The sequence below is a fragment of the Streptomyces sp. NPDC015346 genome, from assembly GCF_043078785.1.
Lineage (GTDB): Bacteria > Actinomycetota > Actinomycetes > Streptomycetales > Streptomycetaceae > Streptomyces.
Map to the genome: position 1 here is coordinate 121590 of NZ_JBIBTW010000008.1, position 16088 is coordinate 137677.

The following is a 16088-nucleotide window of genomic DNA, read 5'->3' on the forward strand; positions in this document are numbered from 1 at the left end:
GATGTCGGGACCGCCGGGACCCTCCTGCGGTCATTCGCCCGCTCCGGGTCCGTTGTGGGCGGAGCGTTCAGCGGAACGGGACGCCCGTGCAACGGGTGCCGGTACTGGTGCCGGTCCCGGCGCCGGCGCTGGCGGCTGAGGGAGAGCCGATGACACGGTGACCTCCGCCTCCCCCTCCGCACCTGCGCCCGCACCCGCGCCCGCGCCCCCCGTCGGTGGTGACGCCTCGGCCAGGAACACCGCGCGGTAGTCCGGGTCCTCCCACAGCCGGCGGTGCGGTGCGTACCGCCGCACGCGGCCCGCCTCCAGCCAGACGACCCGATCCGCGCGGGCCGCGGTGGACACCCGGTGGGCCACGATCAACTTGGTGCACGGCCGCATCCGAGTGGAGAGGGCGAGCTCCACCTGCCGTTCGGTGGCCGTGTCCAGGCTCGACATCGCGTCATCGAGGATGAGCAGGCGCCCCGATCCGATGAACGCCCGCGCCAGTCCGAGTCGTTGACTCTCGCCACCGGAGAGCGGCGCATCGTCCAAGGGAGTGTCGTACCCGTGCGGCAGCAGTCGGACGAAGCTGTCGGCGCTCGCGGCCCTCGCCGCCTGTCTGACCTCGGCGGCCGTGACGGGGCCCTGGCCGGGGCCAATCCCGGCGGCGACCGCGGCACGGACCGTGGCGGCAGCGCCGCCGTCGAAGGCGGGCCGGGCGAACGCGTAGGCGATTGCCCCGCGCAGTTCGGTGTGGGTCAGCCGGTCCACGTCGACACCGTCGAGGAGGACGCGTCCCGCGTCGGGGTCGGTCAACCGGCCGGCGACGGCGGCCAGGGTCGACTTGCCGGCTCCCGAGCGGCCGACGACGGCGACCGTCGCCCCACCGTCGATCGCGAGCGTCACTTCCGTGAGCAGCGGCACGCCGTCGCGCACCACCCGGACCCCCCTCAGTTCCAGGCCGCCCGGTCCGTCCGCCGGCAAGGCGGTGGAGCCGTACGACACCTGCGGAAGATCGGCCAGTTCGGCGGTGCGGCGTCCGGCGCTGCGGGCCCGGACCAGCGTGCCGAGCGGTGCCGCGATGCCTCCGATTCCGGCGGCGAGGGCGGCGTACCGGGAGGCGGCGAGCAGTTCACCGACGCTGAGCTCCCCCGAAGCGAGTCGGGTCCCCGCCACCGCCACCACGGCCGTGGTGAGCAACGGGAGCAGGACGCCGCTACGGGCCACGGCGCGACCGTGGACGAGCCACATGCGCGTTCCGTGCCGCGTCATGTCCTCCAGTGGGGCGAGGATGCGCTCCTCCTCGCGGCGTACCGTGTCCGCGGCGGCGATCGTGCGCGCCCCTTTGAGTGCCTCGGCCAGCCGGGCGGCGATGGCACCCTGCGCTTGCTGGTACCGGACGACCGTGTCGGAGGACTGGTGTGCGAACGCGCGCAGCAGCAGGAGGAGCAGGGGCAGACCGGCGAGGAAGACGGCGGCGAGCCAGGGGTCGATGAGGGCCAGCGCGACGAGGGCACCGGCCGGGGCGAGTACGGAGGACACCGAGGACGCGAGCGCCGCCGGTGCGGTGCCGCTGTCCGTGGCGTTGACGCACAGCCGGGCGGCGACGTCGCCGCCGGTGTGTGCCGAGGCGCGGTGCGGGGCGGTGCGGAGCAGCCCGGACAGCGCGCGTCGGCGGATCCAGGCGGTGGCGCGGGCGTTGGTGAGCTGGGTGAGCAGGACCGAAGCGGTCTCCAGCAGGACCTCCGCGGCGAGCAGCACGGCCGCGTATGCGAGCCAGGTGCCCGCGTCGGGGTGTTGGCGCAACAGGAGGTCGAGGGTCTTGCCGGCCACGGCGGGTACGGCGAGCGAGCAGGCCGCACCGGCGACCGAGCAGACGAGCAGCGCGACCGTGGTGCCCGCGGTGTGCCGTACGGCGCCGCGCAGCAGTCGGTCGGAGCCGGTCGGCGAGGCCATCCGATGCCCTTTCTCCTGGCGGATGCGCACGAGCGACCTCCCGTGGCGGATGCGCACGAGCGACTTCTCCTGGCGGATGCGCACGAGCGAGGGCGCTGTCGGCTTCCCGTCCGGGGCCGCCCCTCGCGCTCGGGCCCGACGGCCGGTGCCCCGGGAGACGCGCTCCAGGGGCACCGGGCCCGCGCCGACGCCATCAGCCGCCGTGCGCGGCGCCGGACCGGGTCAGTTACAGGTCGTCACGCTGAGGCTGCTGTCGCCGCAGAGCAGCAGGCTCGCGCGGCTGCCGGTCTCGACGTCACCGACGGCCTCGTCCTTGGGGGTCTCCAGCGACTGCAGGTCGAGCAGGTTCATGATCGTTTCCTTTCGTGTGGGGACGGTGGTGCATGGACGACCCCGGATCGGGGCCGGTACTGGGGCCGCGGAAGCGGCGGGAGGAACGGCAGGTGTGCCGGGCGGTCGCCCAGCGCTGCCGCGAGGGCCAGCAGGACGCCCGCGGTGCCGGTGGCGAGGTCCATGGAGAGCCGCATCATCTGTTCGCCGGGGAAGGCCAGATGGCCTTGGTAGGACATCGCGTGCCAGGTCAGGCAGCCGACCTGGCGGCGTACGTCCGCGGGCTTCGTGCCAGGCCCTCCGGCGTTCGTGCGGGCGAGGTGGAGCACCATCCCGGCGGCTCCGCGGAAGAGCCCCGGCTGGGCGTAGAACGTGGCCTGCGCCGCCCGCACGATCTCGCGGCGGGCCCGGTCGAGGGTGTCGTCGCGACGGTGGAGCAGGTAGTCGTCGATCACCATGCCGATGCCCACGCTGCCGGCTCCGAGGTACGGCATCGTGCGCCAGCCCTCGTCGACGTGCAGGGTGCCGGAGATTCCGCGCACACACCGGGAGAGGTCGTCGTGGAGCGCTTCGGCGGCGAGGTCGAGAAGGGCGGTGTCCCGGGTACGTTCGTAGAGCCGGACGAAGAGCAGTGCCCGGCCGGCCCCACCGTGCAGCAGTCCGGTCCGCACCCCGCCGGGTTTTCCGGCTGCCGCCCGGGAGGAGGCGGCCGGCGGGCGGGCGGTCAGTTCGGCGCACCGCAGGGCCGCCTCGTGCAGGCCCTTCTCGCCGGTGGCGGTGGCCAGTGCGTCCAGGGCAAGGCCGATGCCGGCCGTTCCGCCGTGCAGGTCGGGGGCGAGTGCGTCGTGGTCCTCTCCGAGGACGAGTTCGGCCAGTTCGAGAGCGGACGCCGTATGCCCGAGCCGCTGGAGGGTCCACGCGACGCCGGTCAGCCCGTCGTAGAAGCCGAGTGGCGTGCCGGACTCGGGCTCTTTCGCGTGTCGGAGGAGTCTGGCCTCCGCTTCCGGGCATCGTTCGGCGCCGCTCTCGTGGAGGGCGTGGAGGACCCCCGCGGTGCCGTAGCCGAGGGACACGGCGCCACCGGCTGTGGCGAACTGCGCGATGTCGCCGGGAAAGAAACGATCCTCCCGATCGGGTGTAGCCGACGCCAGGATCGCGCGCACCATCGAGTCGCGGCTGCGCGGCCAGTCTCCCGGCTCCTCGGGAAGGAAACGGGCACCGCCCGCGGGACGGCGGGGCACCGGCGTGCCCTCCCGGGGCGGGTCGCCGGCCGGCTCGCGCATGATCTCCCGTACCGCCGCGTCCAGGAACTCCCGAGGTACCGGGAATTGCGCCGCCGCCACCTCCGCCAGGTGCGCGGCCTTGGCACGGTCCACGGCGAAGAGGCTGGTGAGCGGGACGAACAGGGCGATGCGCAGGCACGCGAGGGCGTAGCGGTCCACGTCGAGGCCGCGCCGGTCGGCGGGTGCGACGAACGCCGGGTTGGCGACGGTCTGGCGGCCGTTCCGCGCGGCGGGCTGTGCCGCCTCGAAGTCCAGCAGCACCACGGAGGACTCGTCCTCGGACACCATGATGTTGAACAGGTGCAGGTCGTTGAAGACGATCCCGCGTGCGTGCACCGCTGCCACAGCCTGCTCGACGAGCCTGTGCATCCGCAGGGCCCAGTCCGTGTACTCGGCGAGCCGCTCCGCCGACGGATCGGCCTCCATCAGCGGATGTCTGCGGGCGAAGAAGGTGTTGAGCGGCTTGCCCTCCACGAACTCGAGGGCGAGGAAGTGGTGGTCGCCGATGGTGAAGCTGTCGAGCACCTCCGGTGTGCAGGCGAGCCCCGAGAGCCGCTCCAGCGCGCTGCGCTCGCGGTGCAGCCGCGTGACGGCGTCGGCGCCGTCGGCGGCAAGCCCGGCGTACGGCCGCGCCTCCTTCAGGACGACCCGCCTCCCGGTCGGCCGATGCCGGGCTTCGTACACGCCGCCGCCGTTGGAGAAATGCAGGGCCTTCTCGATCTCGTACGGCATGTCCTGGACGGTCACCGCGGCCCTCGCGTCGAGGTGCGGGCGCAGGAAGGGGGGCGGGGTCACCCACTCGGGCACACGGAAGACGGGACCGCGCTGATCGGGTACGAGAGTGCCCGAGCCGTCCTCGATGGCCGGCCGCAGCTCCCCGTGTTCGTCGTAGCAGTGGCGGCGGGTGAAGCTGCCGTACCGCAGATGCACGGGGCCGCTGCCCCACCGCAGGTCGCTGAGGATGTAGGGGCCCGGCTCGCCGTCGAGCAGGCCGGCCAGGTCGGTGGCCACGCGGTCGCACTGCCCGTCGTCGGCGGGGTACACCGTGATGAACTTGCCGCTCGCCGCACGGTCCGCGTACTTGGCGTTCCGTTGGTGCAGCAGGTAGCGGCTCGGCACGAACTTGAACGCCACTTCATGACGCAGGCAGTAGTCCCGGACCGTGGCGAGGACCGTCTCCGCGTTGTCGAGACCGGCCGAGACGTGGATCTTCCAGCCCTGCGCCGGGAGCGTGCGGCCCAGCGGACGCAGGGCGAGCCAGTCGCCCGTCCGGTGGGCGGTCCAGCCCTCGGGGACGGGGAGCGTGGCGGCCGGATACAGGGAGTCGCCCGCCCCGTCGGCGAAGAGCAGGCGGTGCGGGGCGTCGTAGAAGTGACGGTCGGCGTCGCAGAAGACCGCGTACCCCTTGTTCACAACGCACTCCCTCGGTCGGTGACGAGTCGACGTTGTCACGGCCCCCACGGGCCTCGACAGTCGCCGCTGTCACCTTCCGTCCATGCGCTACGCACAGGTAACCGGGCCCCTGGGTCCGGGTGTCTAAGCGCACCGGACTCTCGCCGGACGCTCGCCGAACTCTCGCATCCACGTGGACCGCGGTGGCGCCGCAGCCGCGGGCCGCGAGCATCGAACGTCGAACATCGACGACCGGCGCACTCTCTCCCTGCGACACCACCGCTCTAGCCGGTGGGCTCCTGCGGTGCGGGCGTACCCGGTCCGGCAGCCGGCGCCTCCCCGCGGCGCTCTTCGCCTCCGCTTCGTCGCCGATCGTCCTCGTCAGGTGCGTCCTTCCGTTCACCGGCGCCCGGGACCCGGATGTCGGGTGCACCGGGCCCCGCCGCCGGCAAATCCGGCGTCACCGCATCGTCGTTCGCCGGAACTCGGTCCGGCAGCTCCGGCTCAGGGGCACTCTGCATCGCTGTCTCCTCACTCTGTTCCACACCCTCGTACGCACCCCGAGTGCCCCACCCACCAGCCCTCACACGCCACCACCGGTCTCGGTGGGGGTCCCGGGGCGCTCACGACCGGTCACCGTCGCGGGCCGGTCCGGCAGGGCCGGGGCGGCGCGGGGCGGCCTCGCTTCGGCGGAGGGGCGGCCGGGTCAGGGTGGCCCAGGAGCGCAGCAGCCATTCCAGCGGGCCGTAACCGTACCGGCGCAGCCACCAGCGGCTCGTGACGGCCTGCGCCATGAAGAGCAGGAGGGCGATGGCCAGGACGGCCGAAGGAGGCACATGGCCGACCAGGGCTGCGCCGTAGCCGGTGAACAGCAGGGCGAGGACGAGGGACTGGGTGAGGTAGTTGGTCAAGGTCATACGGCCCGCCGGGGCGAGCAGCGCGATCAGCCGATCCGCATGCCGGCCGCCGCAGGCGAGCCGGAGGACCGTCGCGGCGTAGGCGGCGGCCAGCAGCGGGGCGGTGACGACGTCGATGCCCAGGGCGAGGATCTGGTACGCGCCACCCGGATGCTCCAGGCTCGCGTGGGCGTACACGAAACCGCCGAGCAGCCCCAGTGGGAAGCCGATCCACTGGAGCCTGCCTGCCCAGGGTCCTGCGATGGCGGACGAGGTCCCCGAGGGCTTGGCGCCTTCCTGCGGCGAGGCCGAGGAGGAAGGCGGCCAGGGCGGCCGGAGCCTGGAAGAAGACGAGCAGGATCAGTACGTCGGGCAGCTGCTCAAGGTGGGCGGAGACCACGGACGCCGGGCCGCCGCGCAGCGCCTCGGCGGCCCGCTCGGCACCGGCCGCCGTGCCCGGGTCCGCTCCGGAGCCGCCTGTCGCGTGGGTGGCGAGCGCGAGCAGGACGTACGCGGCGGCGGTGAGGACGAAGAGAGCGGCGGCGGTGCGCACGGCGGTACGGGGCCGCAGACGACGGGCGGCGAGCAGGATCAGGCCGAGCACCGCATACGTGGTGAGGATGTCGCCGGGGAACAGCAGGACCGCGTGCAGGGCGCCCAGGACGAACAGGCCGGCCAGGCGCCGCAGGAAGCGGGGGGCGAAGCGTGCTCCGTGCCGTTCGGCGGAGGAGAGTTGGAGGGTGAAGCTGTAGCCGAACAGGAACGAGAACAAGAGGAAGAACTTGGCCTCGAAGAACACGGCGACGAACCATCGGACCGCGTTGTCGAGCGGCGAAGCGAAGCCGGGGTCCTCCAGGCCCGTGCCGTGGTAGGTGGAGGCCAGGTAGCCGATGTTGACGATGAGGATGCCCAGCAGTGCGAAGCCGCGCAGGGCGTCGACGTGGGCGAGGCGTCCGGCCGCCCGGGAAGGAGGCGCGGTGGTTGCGGTGGTTGCGGTGGTAGCCGTGGTTGCGGTGGTAGCCGTGGTTGCGGTGGTAGCCGTGGTTGCGGTGGTAGCCGTGGTTGCGGTGGTAGCCGTGGTTGCGCTGGCTGCGGGGGTCACTCGGTCCCCTTGCGGTCGGTGATCTGCTCGACGAAGCGGCGCTGGTCGGCGAGGAATCCGGCTGCGTAGAGGCGTCGTGGGGCGAATACGGCGGTCAGGGTGAGGCGTGGAGCGGAGTTCTCGACGGCGTGGTCGACCAGGGAGTGGGTGGCGTCGGGGTAGTGGCGCACCGTCAGGGAGGCGGGCGGCAGGATGCGGCGGTACGCGGCCTCGGTATCGGCGACGTCGACGTTGACGTCGTGCCCGGCCAGCACCAGGAGCGTGGGGGTGCCGCGCATGGCGCGCAGGTCCTCACTCGCGTTGGAGCGGTAGTTCTTGGCGATGAACCGCCAGCGTTCGGCGGTCATGCCGTCGGTGTGGCCGACGGCGGCGCGGTACTGCTCGAAGGTCGCGCTCTGCCGCAGGAGGCGCAGGGTCGTCTCGCGCCGTCGCAGCGCCGTTCGTGTCTCGTCCTGGCTTGCGCCGTTCCCGCGGAGTTCGGCGAGCAGGTTGTAGCGCCCCTGCTGTTGCCAGTCGACGGCCGGCGAGACAGCGATGACGAACCGCAGAGAGCGGTCGCGGGCCGCGACTTTGGGCAGCACCCACCCGGCCTGACTGGCCCCCCACAGGCCGATGCGCCGGCCGTCGATGTCGGGACGGGTGCGGGCCCAGGCGATCACGGCGAGGATCTCGTCCGCGCGGTCGTCCATGCTCTGGTCCTGCCAGTTCCCCTCGGAGGCGCCGACGCCGGGCTTGCTCAGGGAGAGCGAGGCGTAGCCGGCCTTCGCGAAGGACTCCCACAGAGGCCGGTAGAAGGTGTCGTGTGTGGCGTCGATGGGCCCGTCGCCGTGGACGAAGACCACCAGGCCCGAAGGGCTGTCGTCGCTCTGCGGCCGCGCCAGGACGCCGTCCAGCAGCCGCCCCTCGTGCCGCACGGTGATGCGCTCCTCCCGTAACGCGTAGGTGTTCTGCCAGACGGCGACACCGCCGAGCCCCGTGCCCAGCAGCATCACGACGACCAGCGACCACACAAGGACGCGCCGGCGACGCCGTGCGAGCGGCGCCATACGTCGGTTCATACACTCCCCCAAAACTATCAACTTCGATACGCTCGTTCTCAGAATGAACGTAGTACGATCGATAGTGCAAGTGTCGGGCGACTCGGCCCGCCGCGCGGAGGGATGCCGATGAAGCCGACGATTCCGAGGAAACCGACGGAGCCGGCGGAGCCGATGGAGCCGATGGACACCCCGAAGAGGGCGAGACACAGGCCGGAGGATGTGGACGGCGGCCCGGAGATGCGCAGGGGCGTCCCCGAGGGCAGTGAGTCCCGTGTGGCCGCGCTGTACTGGGAGGCGTTCGGGCGGAAGCTCGGCGCCGCCCTGAACCCACCGGACAAGGCCCGCGCCTTCCTCGCCGCGCATCTCCACCACGACCGCGGTGTGGTCGCCGTCGTCGACGGCGAGGTGGCGGGGGTGGCCGGCTACCAGCTCACGGGACGCGGCCTGACCGGCGGTGGCGCGGGCGACGTCCTGTCCACGTACGGGACCTTGCGCGGACTGCCCCGCCTGGCGCTTCTCGCCTTGCTGGAACGGCAACCCGCCGACGGGGAACTCGTGATGGACGGCATTGCCGTCGCCCCCGAGCACCGGGGCAAAGGCATCGGCGGCCTCCTGCTGCGCGAGATCGCGGCCGTGGCCGCCGATCACTCCTGCCGACGTGTCCGCCTCGATGTCATCGACGTCAACCCGCGCGCCCGGGCCCTGTACGAACGGCACGGCTTCGTCGCCGTACGCACCGAGAAGACCCCGTACCTGCGTCACCTGATGGGCTTCGGCGCCGTCACCACCATGCACCGGCCCGTCACACCGGCCGTCTCGACGAACCGCCGGGAGGCTTGATGAGTACCCGCCCGAACAGGCCGGTGGGCACGCGGGGCGACGCGTACGACACCGCCCCTGTGCCCGTCCCCACCCGACTGCTCGTCCATGCCCTGGTCCGCGAGGACGGCACCGTCGACGCCGGTGAGCTCTACGCCGTCGCCGGTCTGCTCGGCATGACCGACCAACAGGTCCGCCTGTGCGTCAAGCGGCTCGTCGCCGAGGGCCGCTTCACCCACGAAGGCCGCGGACGCAAGGCCGTGTTGAAGGCGGTCGCCGACATCACCGGCGCGATCACTCCCAACGTCGCCTACGTCCGCCACGCCTACCGCCAGGACCATGGGCTCGCTCCCTGGGACGGTGTCTGGCACCTCTTCGCCTTCGCCATCCCCGAGTCGAGCAGGACCTCCCGTGACACCCTGCGCGACACCTTGCGCCACCTCGGCGCCGCCCCGGTCCAAAGCGGCCTCTATGTCAGCGCGAACCCCATCGAAGAACTCGTCGAGGCCCAGGTCCGCCACCTCGGCGTCACCCGCGCGGTCACCCGCCTCACCAGCACCGACCTGAGCGTCGGGGACGTCGATCATCCGCCCTCCCTGGCCGCCGCGCTCTGGCCCTTGGACGACATCGCCGCCCGGTACGACCGCCTCGCCGACCTCGCCCAGGTATGCCTCGACCGGCTCGCACAGCCGGACGAGCCCAGCGCGACCGAGCAGTTGACCATGGCCATCCAGCTCGCGGCGGCCTTCACCGACGCCATGGAACCGGACCCCCTCCTGCCCCCCGAGCTCCTCCCCCACCCCTGGCCCGGCGCCCACGCCCGCCGCCTCACGGCCGCCTGCTGGACCGCGCTCGCCGAGGCCGGCACCCACGCCCCTGCCGGGACCCCTGCACCCCGCCTGTTCGTCCAGTACAAAGACCTGCTCGCATCGATCCCCGAACGCCTCACCTGACAGTGATCGCCGCGCGCCGCCTCCGCCCTCCGGATGGCGGCACATAAACTCCTCCCACCGAAACGAGCGGGGGGAGCTGGAAGGTGACTGCTCGAATAGTTCGGCTCGGACCCGTCGACCGGTTGCCCATCCATGTGAGTCGTCATCCCGGGGCGACGCTGTTCTCCGTACTGAAGGACGTTTTCGGAGGACACGACCACGGAATGCCACCCCTCTGGCGGGACACCGTCCGCCGCGCGATCCCCGCCCACGCGGCCGCCATCGCAGGTCCGATGCTTGCCTCACGCGACTGCTGGATGCCCGACCGCCTCGCGCTCGTCGGAAATCTCGGCGCCTCGAGCATGTCCACGCTCGTCGAGGACTTGGCCGAGACGGACCCCCACCTCCTGGCCGCGGAGGTGTCCGCCCACCAGTCCACCTCTACGCCTCCGGGCTGGCGGCGCCTCCTGGACGACCCGGCCGGGTTTCTCACCGCGTACCGGCATCTCGTCGATGCCGCCTGGGCCGCCTTCGCGCCTCTGTGGAAACAGGCGGACAGAGTCATAGGCCGAGAAACAGAGCGGATCGGCGTCGCCGCCGTCACGGGCGGGCTCGACGCACTCCTGACCGGTCTCGACAGCGCACTCCGCTACGAGGACGGCACGTTACGACTTCCCCACCCCTGCCCCAGCCACCTCACCGACCTCGGTCGCCGACCTCTCGTCCTGGTACCGCTGGCCTCCGGTTACCGCGCTCGCATGTACGGAGCCGATCGTGGCGACGTTCTGTGGATCGGATATCCGGTGCCAGGGCTCGGAAACGTCGCGGGCCGTCGGGGCGATCGCTCTTGTACCGACGGTGAGCTCGACGCACTGGGTGCTGTTCTGGGCGAGGTCCGCGCGGAGATCCTGCGATACCTCCCGCACACACCGACCGTCAGCGATCTCGCCCGGCACCTCCAGGTCGGCGTCAGCACCGCGTCGTACCACTGCCGGCAATTGGCGGCCGCCGGACTCCTGCACCGCGAGCGCCACGGCAAAGAGGTACGCCTTCTTCCCACGGAGCGCGGAACCGCGCTCACGCAACTGCTCACGATGCCGTTCGCTCCACGCCGGCGGTAGATCAGCGGACGCGAGACCCAGCAACTAGACCTCGGTACGGTGCGTCCGTACGCGAGCACGGCCGTGCCGCATGGTGCGCCGGGGCCCACATGCGGCGGCTGTTTTTTTGACGCAGTTCGTCCTGCGGCCGGTGGAGAAGTCGCGCGAGCATCAAGGACGCCGCCGTCCACGTCGCAGGAGACCCGCAGGAGATCCGGCCGTGAGCCCAGTCCAGGTGGCAGCTCCACGAACGACGCGATCCTTCATGCGGGGGCGGCGCGCTTGGCTGCACCGCCCTTGCGGTGCGACAGGCAGTCGACGCCTTCGCGATGAGGTGACAACCCCACCGTGGGAGGGTCAATCGGTGCCGCGGCACTCGGATCCGTGACCGGAGTGCTCGATGGTGCCGGCAGGCAGTCTGGCGGCGGTGCCCGGCCGGTCGTGCGCTCACTCGATGGTGTGGATTGGTGTGGATGGCGAAAAGGGGGGTCCGGGCGCTCCGCGTGAACGGCAAGGCGCTCTTCACCGCCGCGGCGGGAGGACGAGGAGAGTGATCAGCGGGGGTGAGCGCCGTCGCGGGCGGCGACGCGGTTGATCGTCGCGTCCCTAGACTCCCCTCCCATGTCGCTCTGGCTGCTCAATCATTTCAGCACCTTCACCCTGGCCGCGGTCACCGTCGGCGGAACCGTCGCTGTGTCGGTGGCCGGCAGTGTGCTGCTCCGGCGCAGGTACCCGTCGCTGGCCGAGGGCGAGCACAACGACATGGTCGGGGTGACGCTGGGCATGTTCGGCGCCATCTACGGGATCATCCTCGCGTTCGTCATCGTCACCCTGTGGACCCAACTGGACAACACCCAGACCATCGTCGCGACCGAGGCCACCGACATCGCGCTCATCGCCCGCGACGCCGCGGCCTTCCCGCCCCCGGTCCGCGCCGACCTCGACGCGGCCCTGAGCGGCTATGTCCACGCGGTCGTCGAGGACCAGTGGCCCCGCATGCGCGCGGGACAGCCCAGTTACGGCGCCACGGAACGGCACCTCCGGACCGCCTTCGACACCCTGCAGGCGTACGAACCGAAGACCACCCGCGAGGAGATCTTCTACGAGGAGGCTGTCGCCCATCTCAACGACGTCGCCGCCCAGCGCCGCTCCCGCCTGACCATGGCCGAGCAGGAACTCCCCCCGCTGCTGCAGGTCCTGGCCTTCGGCGGCGCGCTCGTCCTCATTCCGCTCACCTTCCTGTACGGCATGCGCAAGCTGCGCATCCAACTCCTCTTCGTCGCCTCGGTCGCGGCCCTCATCGGCTTCAGCCTTCTCCTGGTCCTCGTCCTCGACCGCCCGTTCGCCGGCGAACTCAGCGTGAGCCCGGCTCCGTACCAAGAAGGAGCGCTCGCCCAGTACTGGGGCCCGTGACCGCGAGGACCGGGACGGCCGCCATCCGGTCACATCAAGGCCCGCTGTCTCTCACAGAGATCACGGTCGGCCGCACACACACAGACGGTCCGTGAGGAAGGCGAGGATCTCGTCGCGGGCCTGGAGTGTGGGGTGGCCGGCCTCGTCCACGAGGTGGGCGGTGACCACGCTGTGTGGTGTGCCGACCAGGTCGGCGAAGAAGGGGGGTGGGGCCGGGTTGGCGGCGGCGGCCGGGAGGACGCGCCCGTCGAAGGCGTCGCCGAGCAGGGCGCGGTAGGCGGCGAAGCGCCGGCCCGTGCACCAGCGGTCGCCCTCGAAGCGGTAGGCGAGGACCGTGAGTCCGTCACGGTCGAGCCGGTCCCGCACCGCGCGCGCGTCCGCCGCGTCGAGTTCGAGTCCGCCGGGGTCGTCGAGCGGCAGCGACGGGTGGTTGACCACCGGGGCGATCACCGCGGGCTCCAGGGCCATGGTGAGGGCGAAGTTGCCGGTGAAGCACAGGCCGATCGCGCCCACCCCTGGCCCGCCGCACTCGGCGTGGGCTTGGCGTGCCAGGCCGCGCAGCCAGACCGTCACCGGGCTCGTACCGCCCCCGGCGAAGGCGCGGAACTCCGCGCTGACACAGGCGCGGCGGACGACCTCCCGGCCGCCTTCGACCGTGGGGAAGGCGCCGTCCTTCCCGAACAGGGACGGCACGTGGACGGTGAAGCCCGCGTCCCGCACCCAGCGTGCGAGCCGCAGGACATCGGGGCTGATGCCCGGCATCTCGGGCAGCACCACGACCGCGGGCCCGGCCCCGGCCACGTACACCGTCTTCTCCACCCCCTCTACGGCCACGGTCCGGCGGATGAAGTCGGTGATCGGGTCGTCTTCGCTCATGGGGCCAGCCTGGTGGGAACGACGGCCGTCGGGTGAGGGGCGAGATCGCCAAGGTCAGGGGTAATCTCGCCACACGTGAGGGAGTCGAGCCGTACGTGTTCGGCGACACGGGGCGGGGACACAGGGGGTACGGGAGTGAGGGCGGAGGCGCGGCAGGCGGAGGACGGTGTGGGCCCGGGTAGCGGGCTCGGTAGCGGCCTGGGTGCGCTGCGGGTCGGGGTCCTGGCGTATCCGGGCTGCTTCGCGTCCGAAGTGTTCGGCGTCCCCGACGTGTTGACGATGGCCGGGCATGTCGCCGGACCGGATGCCCCCGGTTACCGGGTGACGATCGTCTCGCCCCGCCGCCGGGTCACCGCCTCGGGCGGCGCGAGCCTGGACGTGCGTCCCTTGCGGAAGGTCGACGTCCTCGTGGTCCCCGGATTCGAACTGATCCCGGACACGGACCTCGACGCACGGCTCGCGCGGCTCGCCCCCGAGGTCGCGGCGATCCGCGCGCAGGCCGCCGCCGGCACCACCGTCGTCTCCCTCTGTATCGGCGCGTTTCTGCTCGCCGAGGCGGGGCTCCTCGACCGCCGCAGGGCGACCACTTCCTGGCTGCACGCCGGCGAACTGGCCAGGCGCTGCCCGGACGCCGACGTGCGGCCCGAGCACTTGGTCGTCACCGACACGGGGGTGACCACCACGGCCGCCTTCAGCGCGATGTACGACTTCGCGCTGGACCTGATCCGCCGGCACAACGGCGCCCGAGTGGCCCGTACCACCGCCCGGGTGGCGCTCCTCGACGCACGGACCTCGCAGACCGCGTACGTCGACCCGCGGCTCCTCCCGCAGCCGGGCCGGGAGTTCTCCCAGCGGGTGATGCGGCGGCTCGATCAGAACCTCGCCGAGCGGTACGACCTCGCCGCGCTCGCGGACGCCTTCGGGGTCAGCACTCGTACGCTGCTGCGCCGCTTCGCCGATGAGACCGGACGCAGTCCGCTGGCCCATCTGCAGGCCTCCCGGGTCCGCCGCGCCCGTCATCTTCTGGAGACGACCGACCGTACCGTCGCCGCCGTCGCCACGGCCGTCGGTTACCAGGACCCCGGCACCTTCGCCGCCCTCTTCGCCCGCCACACCGGCCACCGGCCGAACGCCTACCGGGCCGCCTTCCGCCGCGCGGACCGGACATCCGCCCCGAACGGCGACGTCTAGGCCTTCACACCCACGTGCGCGAGTCTGCCGCGGGCCGGCCGGCACGGCTGCGGGCCGGGATGGTGGCCTCTCACCGATTCGGTTCCACGTCCCGGTGGTCCCGGAACCACTGCGCCACCTCCTCGGCGTGGGTGTCCGGCGGAAAGACCGGGTAGAAGACGTGCTCGATCGTGGTGCCGCGCAGTACGAGGGTGAGGCGCCGGTAGAGCGTCTGGCCGTTGGCCTCGAACGTCGGGAGCTTCAGCTCGTCCGCGAGGGTGAGCCGGGGGTCGGAGAGCATCGGGTAGGGCAGGTGCAGGCGGTCCACGAGCGCCTGCTGGTAATCGGCTCGGTCGGAGGACAGGGCGAGGACGCGGTCGATGCCCTCGGCGCGTAGGGCGTCGAGGTTGTCGCGGAAGTTGCAGGCCTCCTGGCTGCAGCCGCGGGCGCCCGGGATCTCGTTCCAGCCTTCGGGGATGTCGGCGGCCGGGTCTCCGGTGAGCGGGTAGAGGAAGAGCACCCAGCGGCCGTCGGAGACCGCGTCGAGGCGGACATGGCTGCCGTCCGTGCCGTCGAACGACAGGGCGGGGAGCGTGCGGCCCGGCAGGTGGGCGGCGGCGCCGTCGTCCACCGGGGTCGGCAGGCCGGCGGGCAGGGGGTCGGCAGTGGGAAGCATCTCGTGGGATTCCTTCGCTGGGTCGGTGGAAGAGGGGAAGCCTCTGCGCGCCGCCGCGTCTCGGCGGCGGATCAGCTGTTCCCGGCTGTGGGTCAGCCGGGCGACGAGAAGGTCCAGGGCGTCGATCTTCTGCTGGTAGGCGGCCAGGGACTCCACGCAGTGGTCGCCCGTGTCGTGTCCCGCGCGCAGGCACGCGAGAAATGGCCCCGTCTCCTTGGGGGTGAGGCCGAGCGCCCCGAGGCTGCGGATCTCCTCTGCCAGCCGGACGTCCTGCGCGGTGTAGTCGCGGTAGCCGTTGGTCGTACGGCCGGGGCTGAGCAGCCCGCAGTCCTCGTAGTAGCGCAGCGCCTTGATCGTCACACCGGCAGCCGCGGCCGCTTCACCTGCACGCATGTGCACCTCCTCGTCGTCCAGAACGCTAAACCCGGACCTTGGGGGACGGGTCAAGGGCGTACTGGCGGACAACCTGGTGCCCTGCTGGGCCGCCCGGCCGAGACCGTCCGAAGCTGCTGGCCAGAGGCGTCGTACGGCTCAGCCGCGGTCGTGGTTCTGGCTCAACTCCCCGCGCTCCCGGCAGTGGGGGCAGCGCTCTCGGCCGTCCCACGCCGACCAGCCGAAGTCGGTCGGGGCCAGGGCGTGGCCCTCCAACTCGTCGCGGACGGCCTCCCGGTAGGCCCAGACGGCGTCCAGGTAGGGGTGGTAGATGTCGTGGAAAGCGGGCGTCGAGATGCTGGCGCCGGCGGCGACCGCCTTTCGCAGGGCACGGAGGCGTTCGAACATGGTCTGGCCCGTGCCCGCGATCCGTGCGCTGGCGTCGAGGAAGAGTCGCTCGCGCACCTCGTAGACGCGGGCGTCCGTCAGCGCTGCGCGGCTTGCTTCCTCGAGGTCGGTCACCCCGGCACCGTCCTGCGCGAGACGGCGCAGTTCGGTGTGGGCCGCGCCCGCCGCCGTGATGAACTCCGTGTAGACCTCCCGGCGGCGCGCCTGAAGGCCGCGGCGGTGTTCCTGGCGTGTGCGCAGGCGGTCGGCCAGCACCGTGCCCGCTATCGCGATCAGGCCGCCACCCAGCGTGGCGACCAATGTTCCCCACTCCACCCCGTGTCCCCCGAGTCCGTGTTCCG

The 16088-nt window shown here is 72.1% G+C and carries 14 protein-coding genes; 6 read left to right on the plus strand and 8 right to left on the minus strand.

Annotation, left to right across the window (positions count from 1 at the left end):
- Positions 1 to 30 precede the first annotated feature (30 nt).
- The 4 genes from ACF06X_RS27110 to ACF06X_RS27125 all read right to left on the minus strand — a co-directional run bounded on the left by ACF06X_RS27110 (position 31) and on the right by ACF06X_RS27125 (position 6037).
- The gene (locus ACF06X_RS27110; protein WP_392289900.1) at positions 31 to 1938 is read right to left on the minus strand and encodes an ABC transporter ATP-binding protein; all 1908 of its coding nucleotides are present in this window, start codon (positions 1936 to 1938) and stop codon (positions 31 to 33) included.
- 222 nt (positions 1939 to 2160) lie between these two features.
- Positions 2161 to 2289 (minus strand): SapB/AmfS family lanthipeptide, encoded by a 129-nt coding sequence (locus ACF06X_RS27115; RefSeq protein WP_355109764.1) that lies wholly within the window; start codon positions 2287 to 2289, stop codon positions 2161 to 2163.
- Positions 2286 to 4964, minus strand: a complete 2679-nt coding sequence (gene lanKC / locus ACF06X_RS27120) for a class III lanthionine synthetase LanKC (RefSeq protein WP_392289901.1) — start codon at positions 4962 to 4964, stop codon at positions 2286 to 2288. Before lanKC ends, ACF06X_RS27115 begins: the two co-directional genes overlap by 4 nt.
- Positions 4965 to 5566: 602 nt before the next feature.
- On the minus strand, positions 5567 to 6037 hold the full coding sequence (locus ACF06X_RS27125; RefSeq protein WP_392289902.1) for a DUF418 domain-containing protein: 471 nt from the start codon (positions 6035 to 6037) through the stop codon (positions 5567 to 5569).
- A gap of 64 nt (positions 6038 to 6101) precedes the next feature.
- Here ACF06X_RS27125 and ACF06X_RS27130 point away from each other — a divergent pair, with 64 nt between their 5' ends.
- A complete protein-coding gene (locus tag ACF06X_RS27130; RefSeq protein ID WP_392289903.1) occupies positions 6102 to 7010 on the plus strand; it encodes a hypothetical protein in 909 nt (302 codons plus the stop codon).
- Here the strand turns inward: ACF06X_RS27130 and ACF06X_RS27135 are convergent.
- Complete coding sequence (locus ACF06X_RS27135) at positions 6938 to 7999, minus strand: alpha/beta hydrolase family protein (protein WP_392289904.1); 1062 nt, start codon at positions 7997 to 7999, stop codon at positions 6938 to 6940. The two genes, ACF06X_RS27130 and ACF06X_RS27135, sit on opposite strands and share 73 nt — an antisense overlap.
- Positions 8000 to 8218: 219 nt before the next feature.
- On the opposite strand from ACF06X_RS27135, the gene ACF06X_RS27140 reads away from it, so the two are divergent.
- The 4 genes from ACF06X_RS27140 to ACF06X_RS27155 all read left to right on the plus strand — a co-directional run bounded on the left by ACF06X_RS27140 (position 8219) and on the right by ACF06X_RS27155 (position 12245).
- The gene (locus tag ACF06X_RS27140) at positions 8219 to 8821 is read left to right on the plus strand and encodes a GNAT family N-acetyltransferase (RefSeq protein WP_392290185.1); all 603 of its coding nucleotides are present in this window, start codon (positions 8219 to 8221) and stop codon (positions 8819 to 8821) included.
- Positions 8821 to 9753 carry a PaaX family transcriptional regulator C-terminal domain-containing protein gene (locus tag ACF06X_RS27145; RefSeq protein WP_392289905.1) on the plus strand — a complete coding sequence of 311 codons (933 nt, stop codon included), beginning with the start codon at positions 8821 to 8823 and terminating at the stop codon, positions 9751 to 9753. Before ACF06X_RS27140 ends, ACF06X_RS27145 begins: the two co-directional genes overlap by 1 nt.
- 203 nt (positions 9754 to 9956) lie before the next feature.
- Positions 9957 to 10853, plus strand: coding sequence for an ArsR/SmtB family transcription factor (locus ACF06X_RS27150; protein WP_392289906.1), 897 nt, complete (start codon positions 9957 to 9959; stop codon positions 10851 to 10853).
- A 600-nt stretch (positions 10854 to 11453) separates the two neighbouring features.
- Positions 11454 to 12245 carry a DUF4239 domain-containing protein gene (locus tag ACF06X_RS27155; protein ID WP_392289907.1) on the plus strand — a complete coding sequence of 264 codons (792 nt, stop codon included), beginning with the start codon at positions 11454 to 11456 and terminating at the stop codon, positions 12243 to 12245.
- Between the two features lie 60 nt (positions 12246 to 12305).
- Here the strand turns inward: ACF06X_RS27155 and ACF06X_RS27160 are convergent, their stop codons facing one another.
- Positions 12306 to 13121 (minus strand): dienelactone hydrolase family protein, encoded by an 816-nt coding sequence (locus tag ACF06X_RS27160; protein WP_392289908.1) that lies wholly within the window; start codon positions 13119 to 13121, stop codon positions 12306 to 12308.
- A gap of 168 nt (positions 13122 to 13289) precedes the next feature.
- Between ACF06X_RS27160 and ACF06X_RS27165 the strand changes: the two genes are divergently transcribed.
- Positions 13290 to 14312 (plus strand): GlxA family transcriptional regulator, encoded by a 1023-nt coding sequence (locus ACF06X_RS27165; protein WP_392289909.1) that lies wholly within the window; start codon positions 13290 to 13292, stop codon positions 14310 to 14312.
- A 70-nt stretch (positions 14313 to 14382) separates the two neighbouring features.
- Here the strand turns inward: ACF06X_RS27165 and ACF06X_RS27170 are convergent, their stop codons facing one another.
- Together ACF06X_RS27170 and ACF06X_RS27175 are read right to left on the minus strand one after the other, a co-directional pair.
- Positions 14383 to 15360 carry a MerR family transcriptional regulator gene (locus ACF06X_RS27170; RefSeq protein WP_392289910.1) on the minus strand — a complete coding sequence of 326 codons (978 nt, stop codon included), beginning with the start codon at positions 15358 to 15360 and terminating at the stop codon, positions 14383 to 14385.
- 138 nt (positions 15361 to 15498) lie between these two features.
- Complete coding sequence (locus ACF06X_RS27175; protein WP_392289911.1) at positions 15499 to 16047, minus strand: CchlQ; 549 nt, start codon at positions 16045 to 16047, stop codon at positions 15499 to 15501.
- Positions 16048 to 16088: the final 41 nt, after the last annotated feature.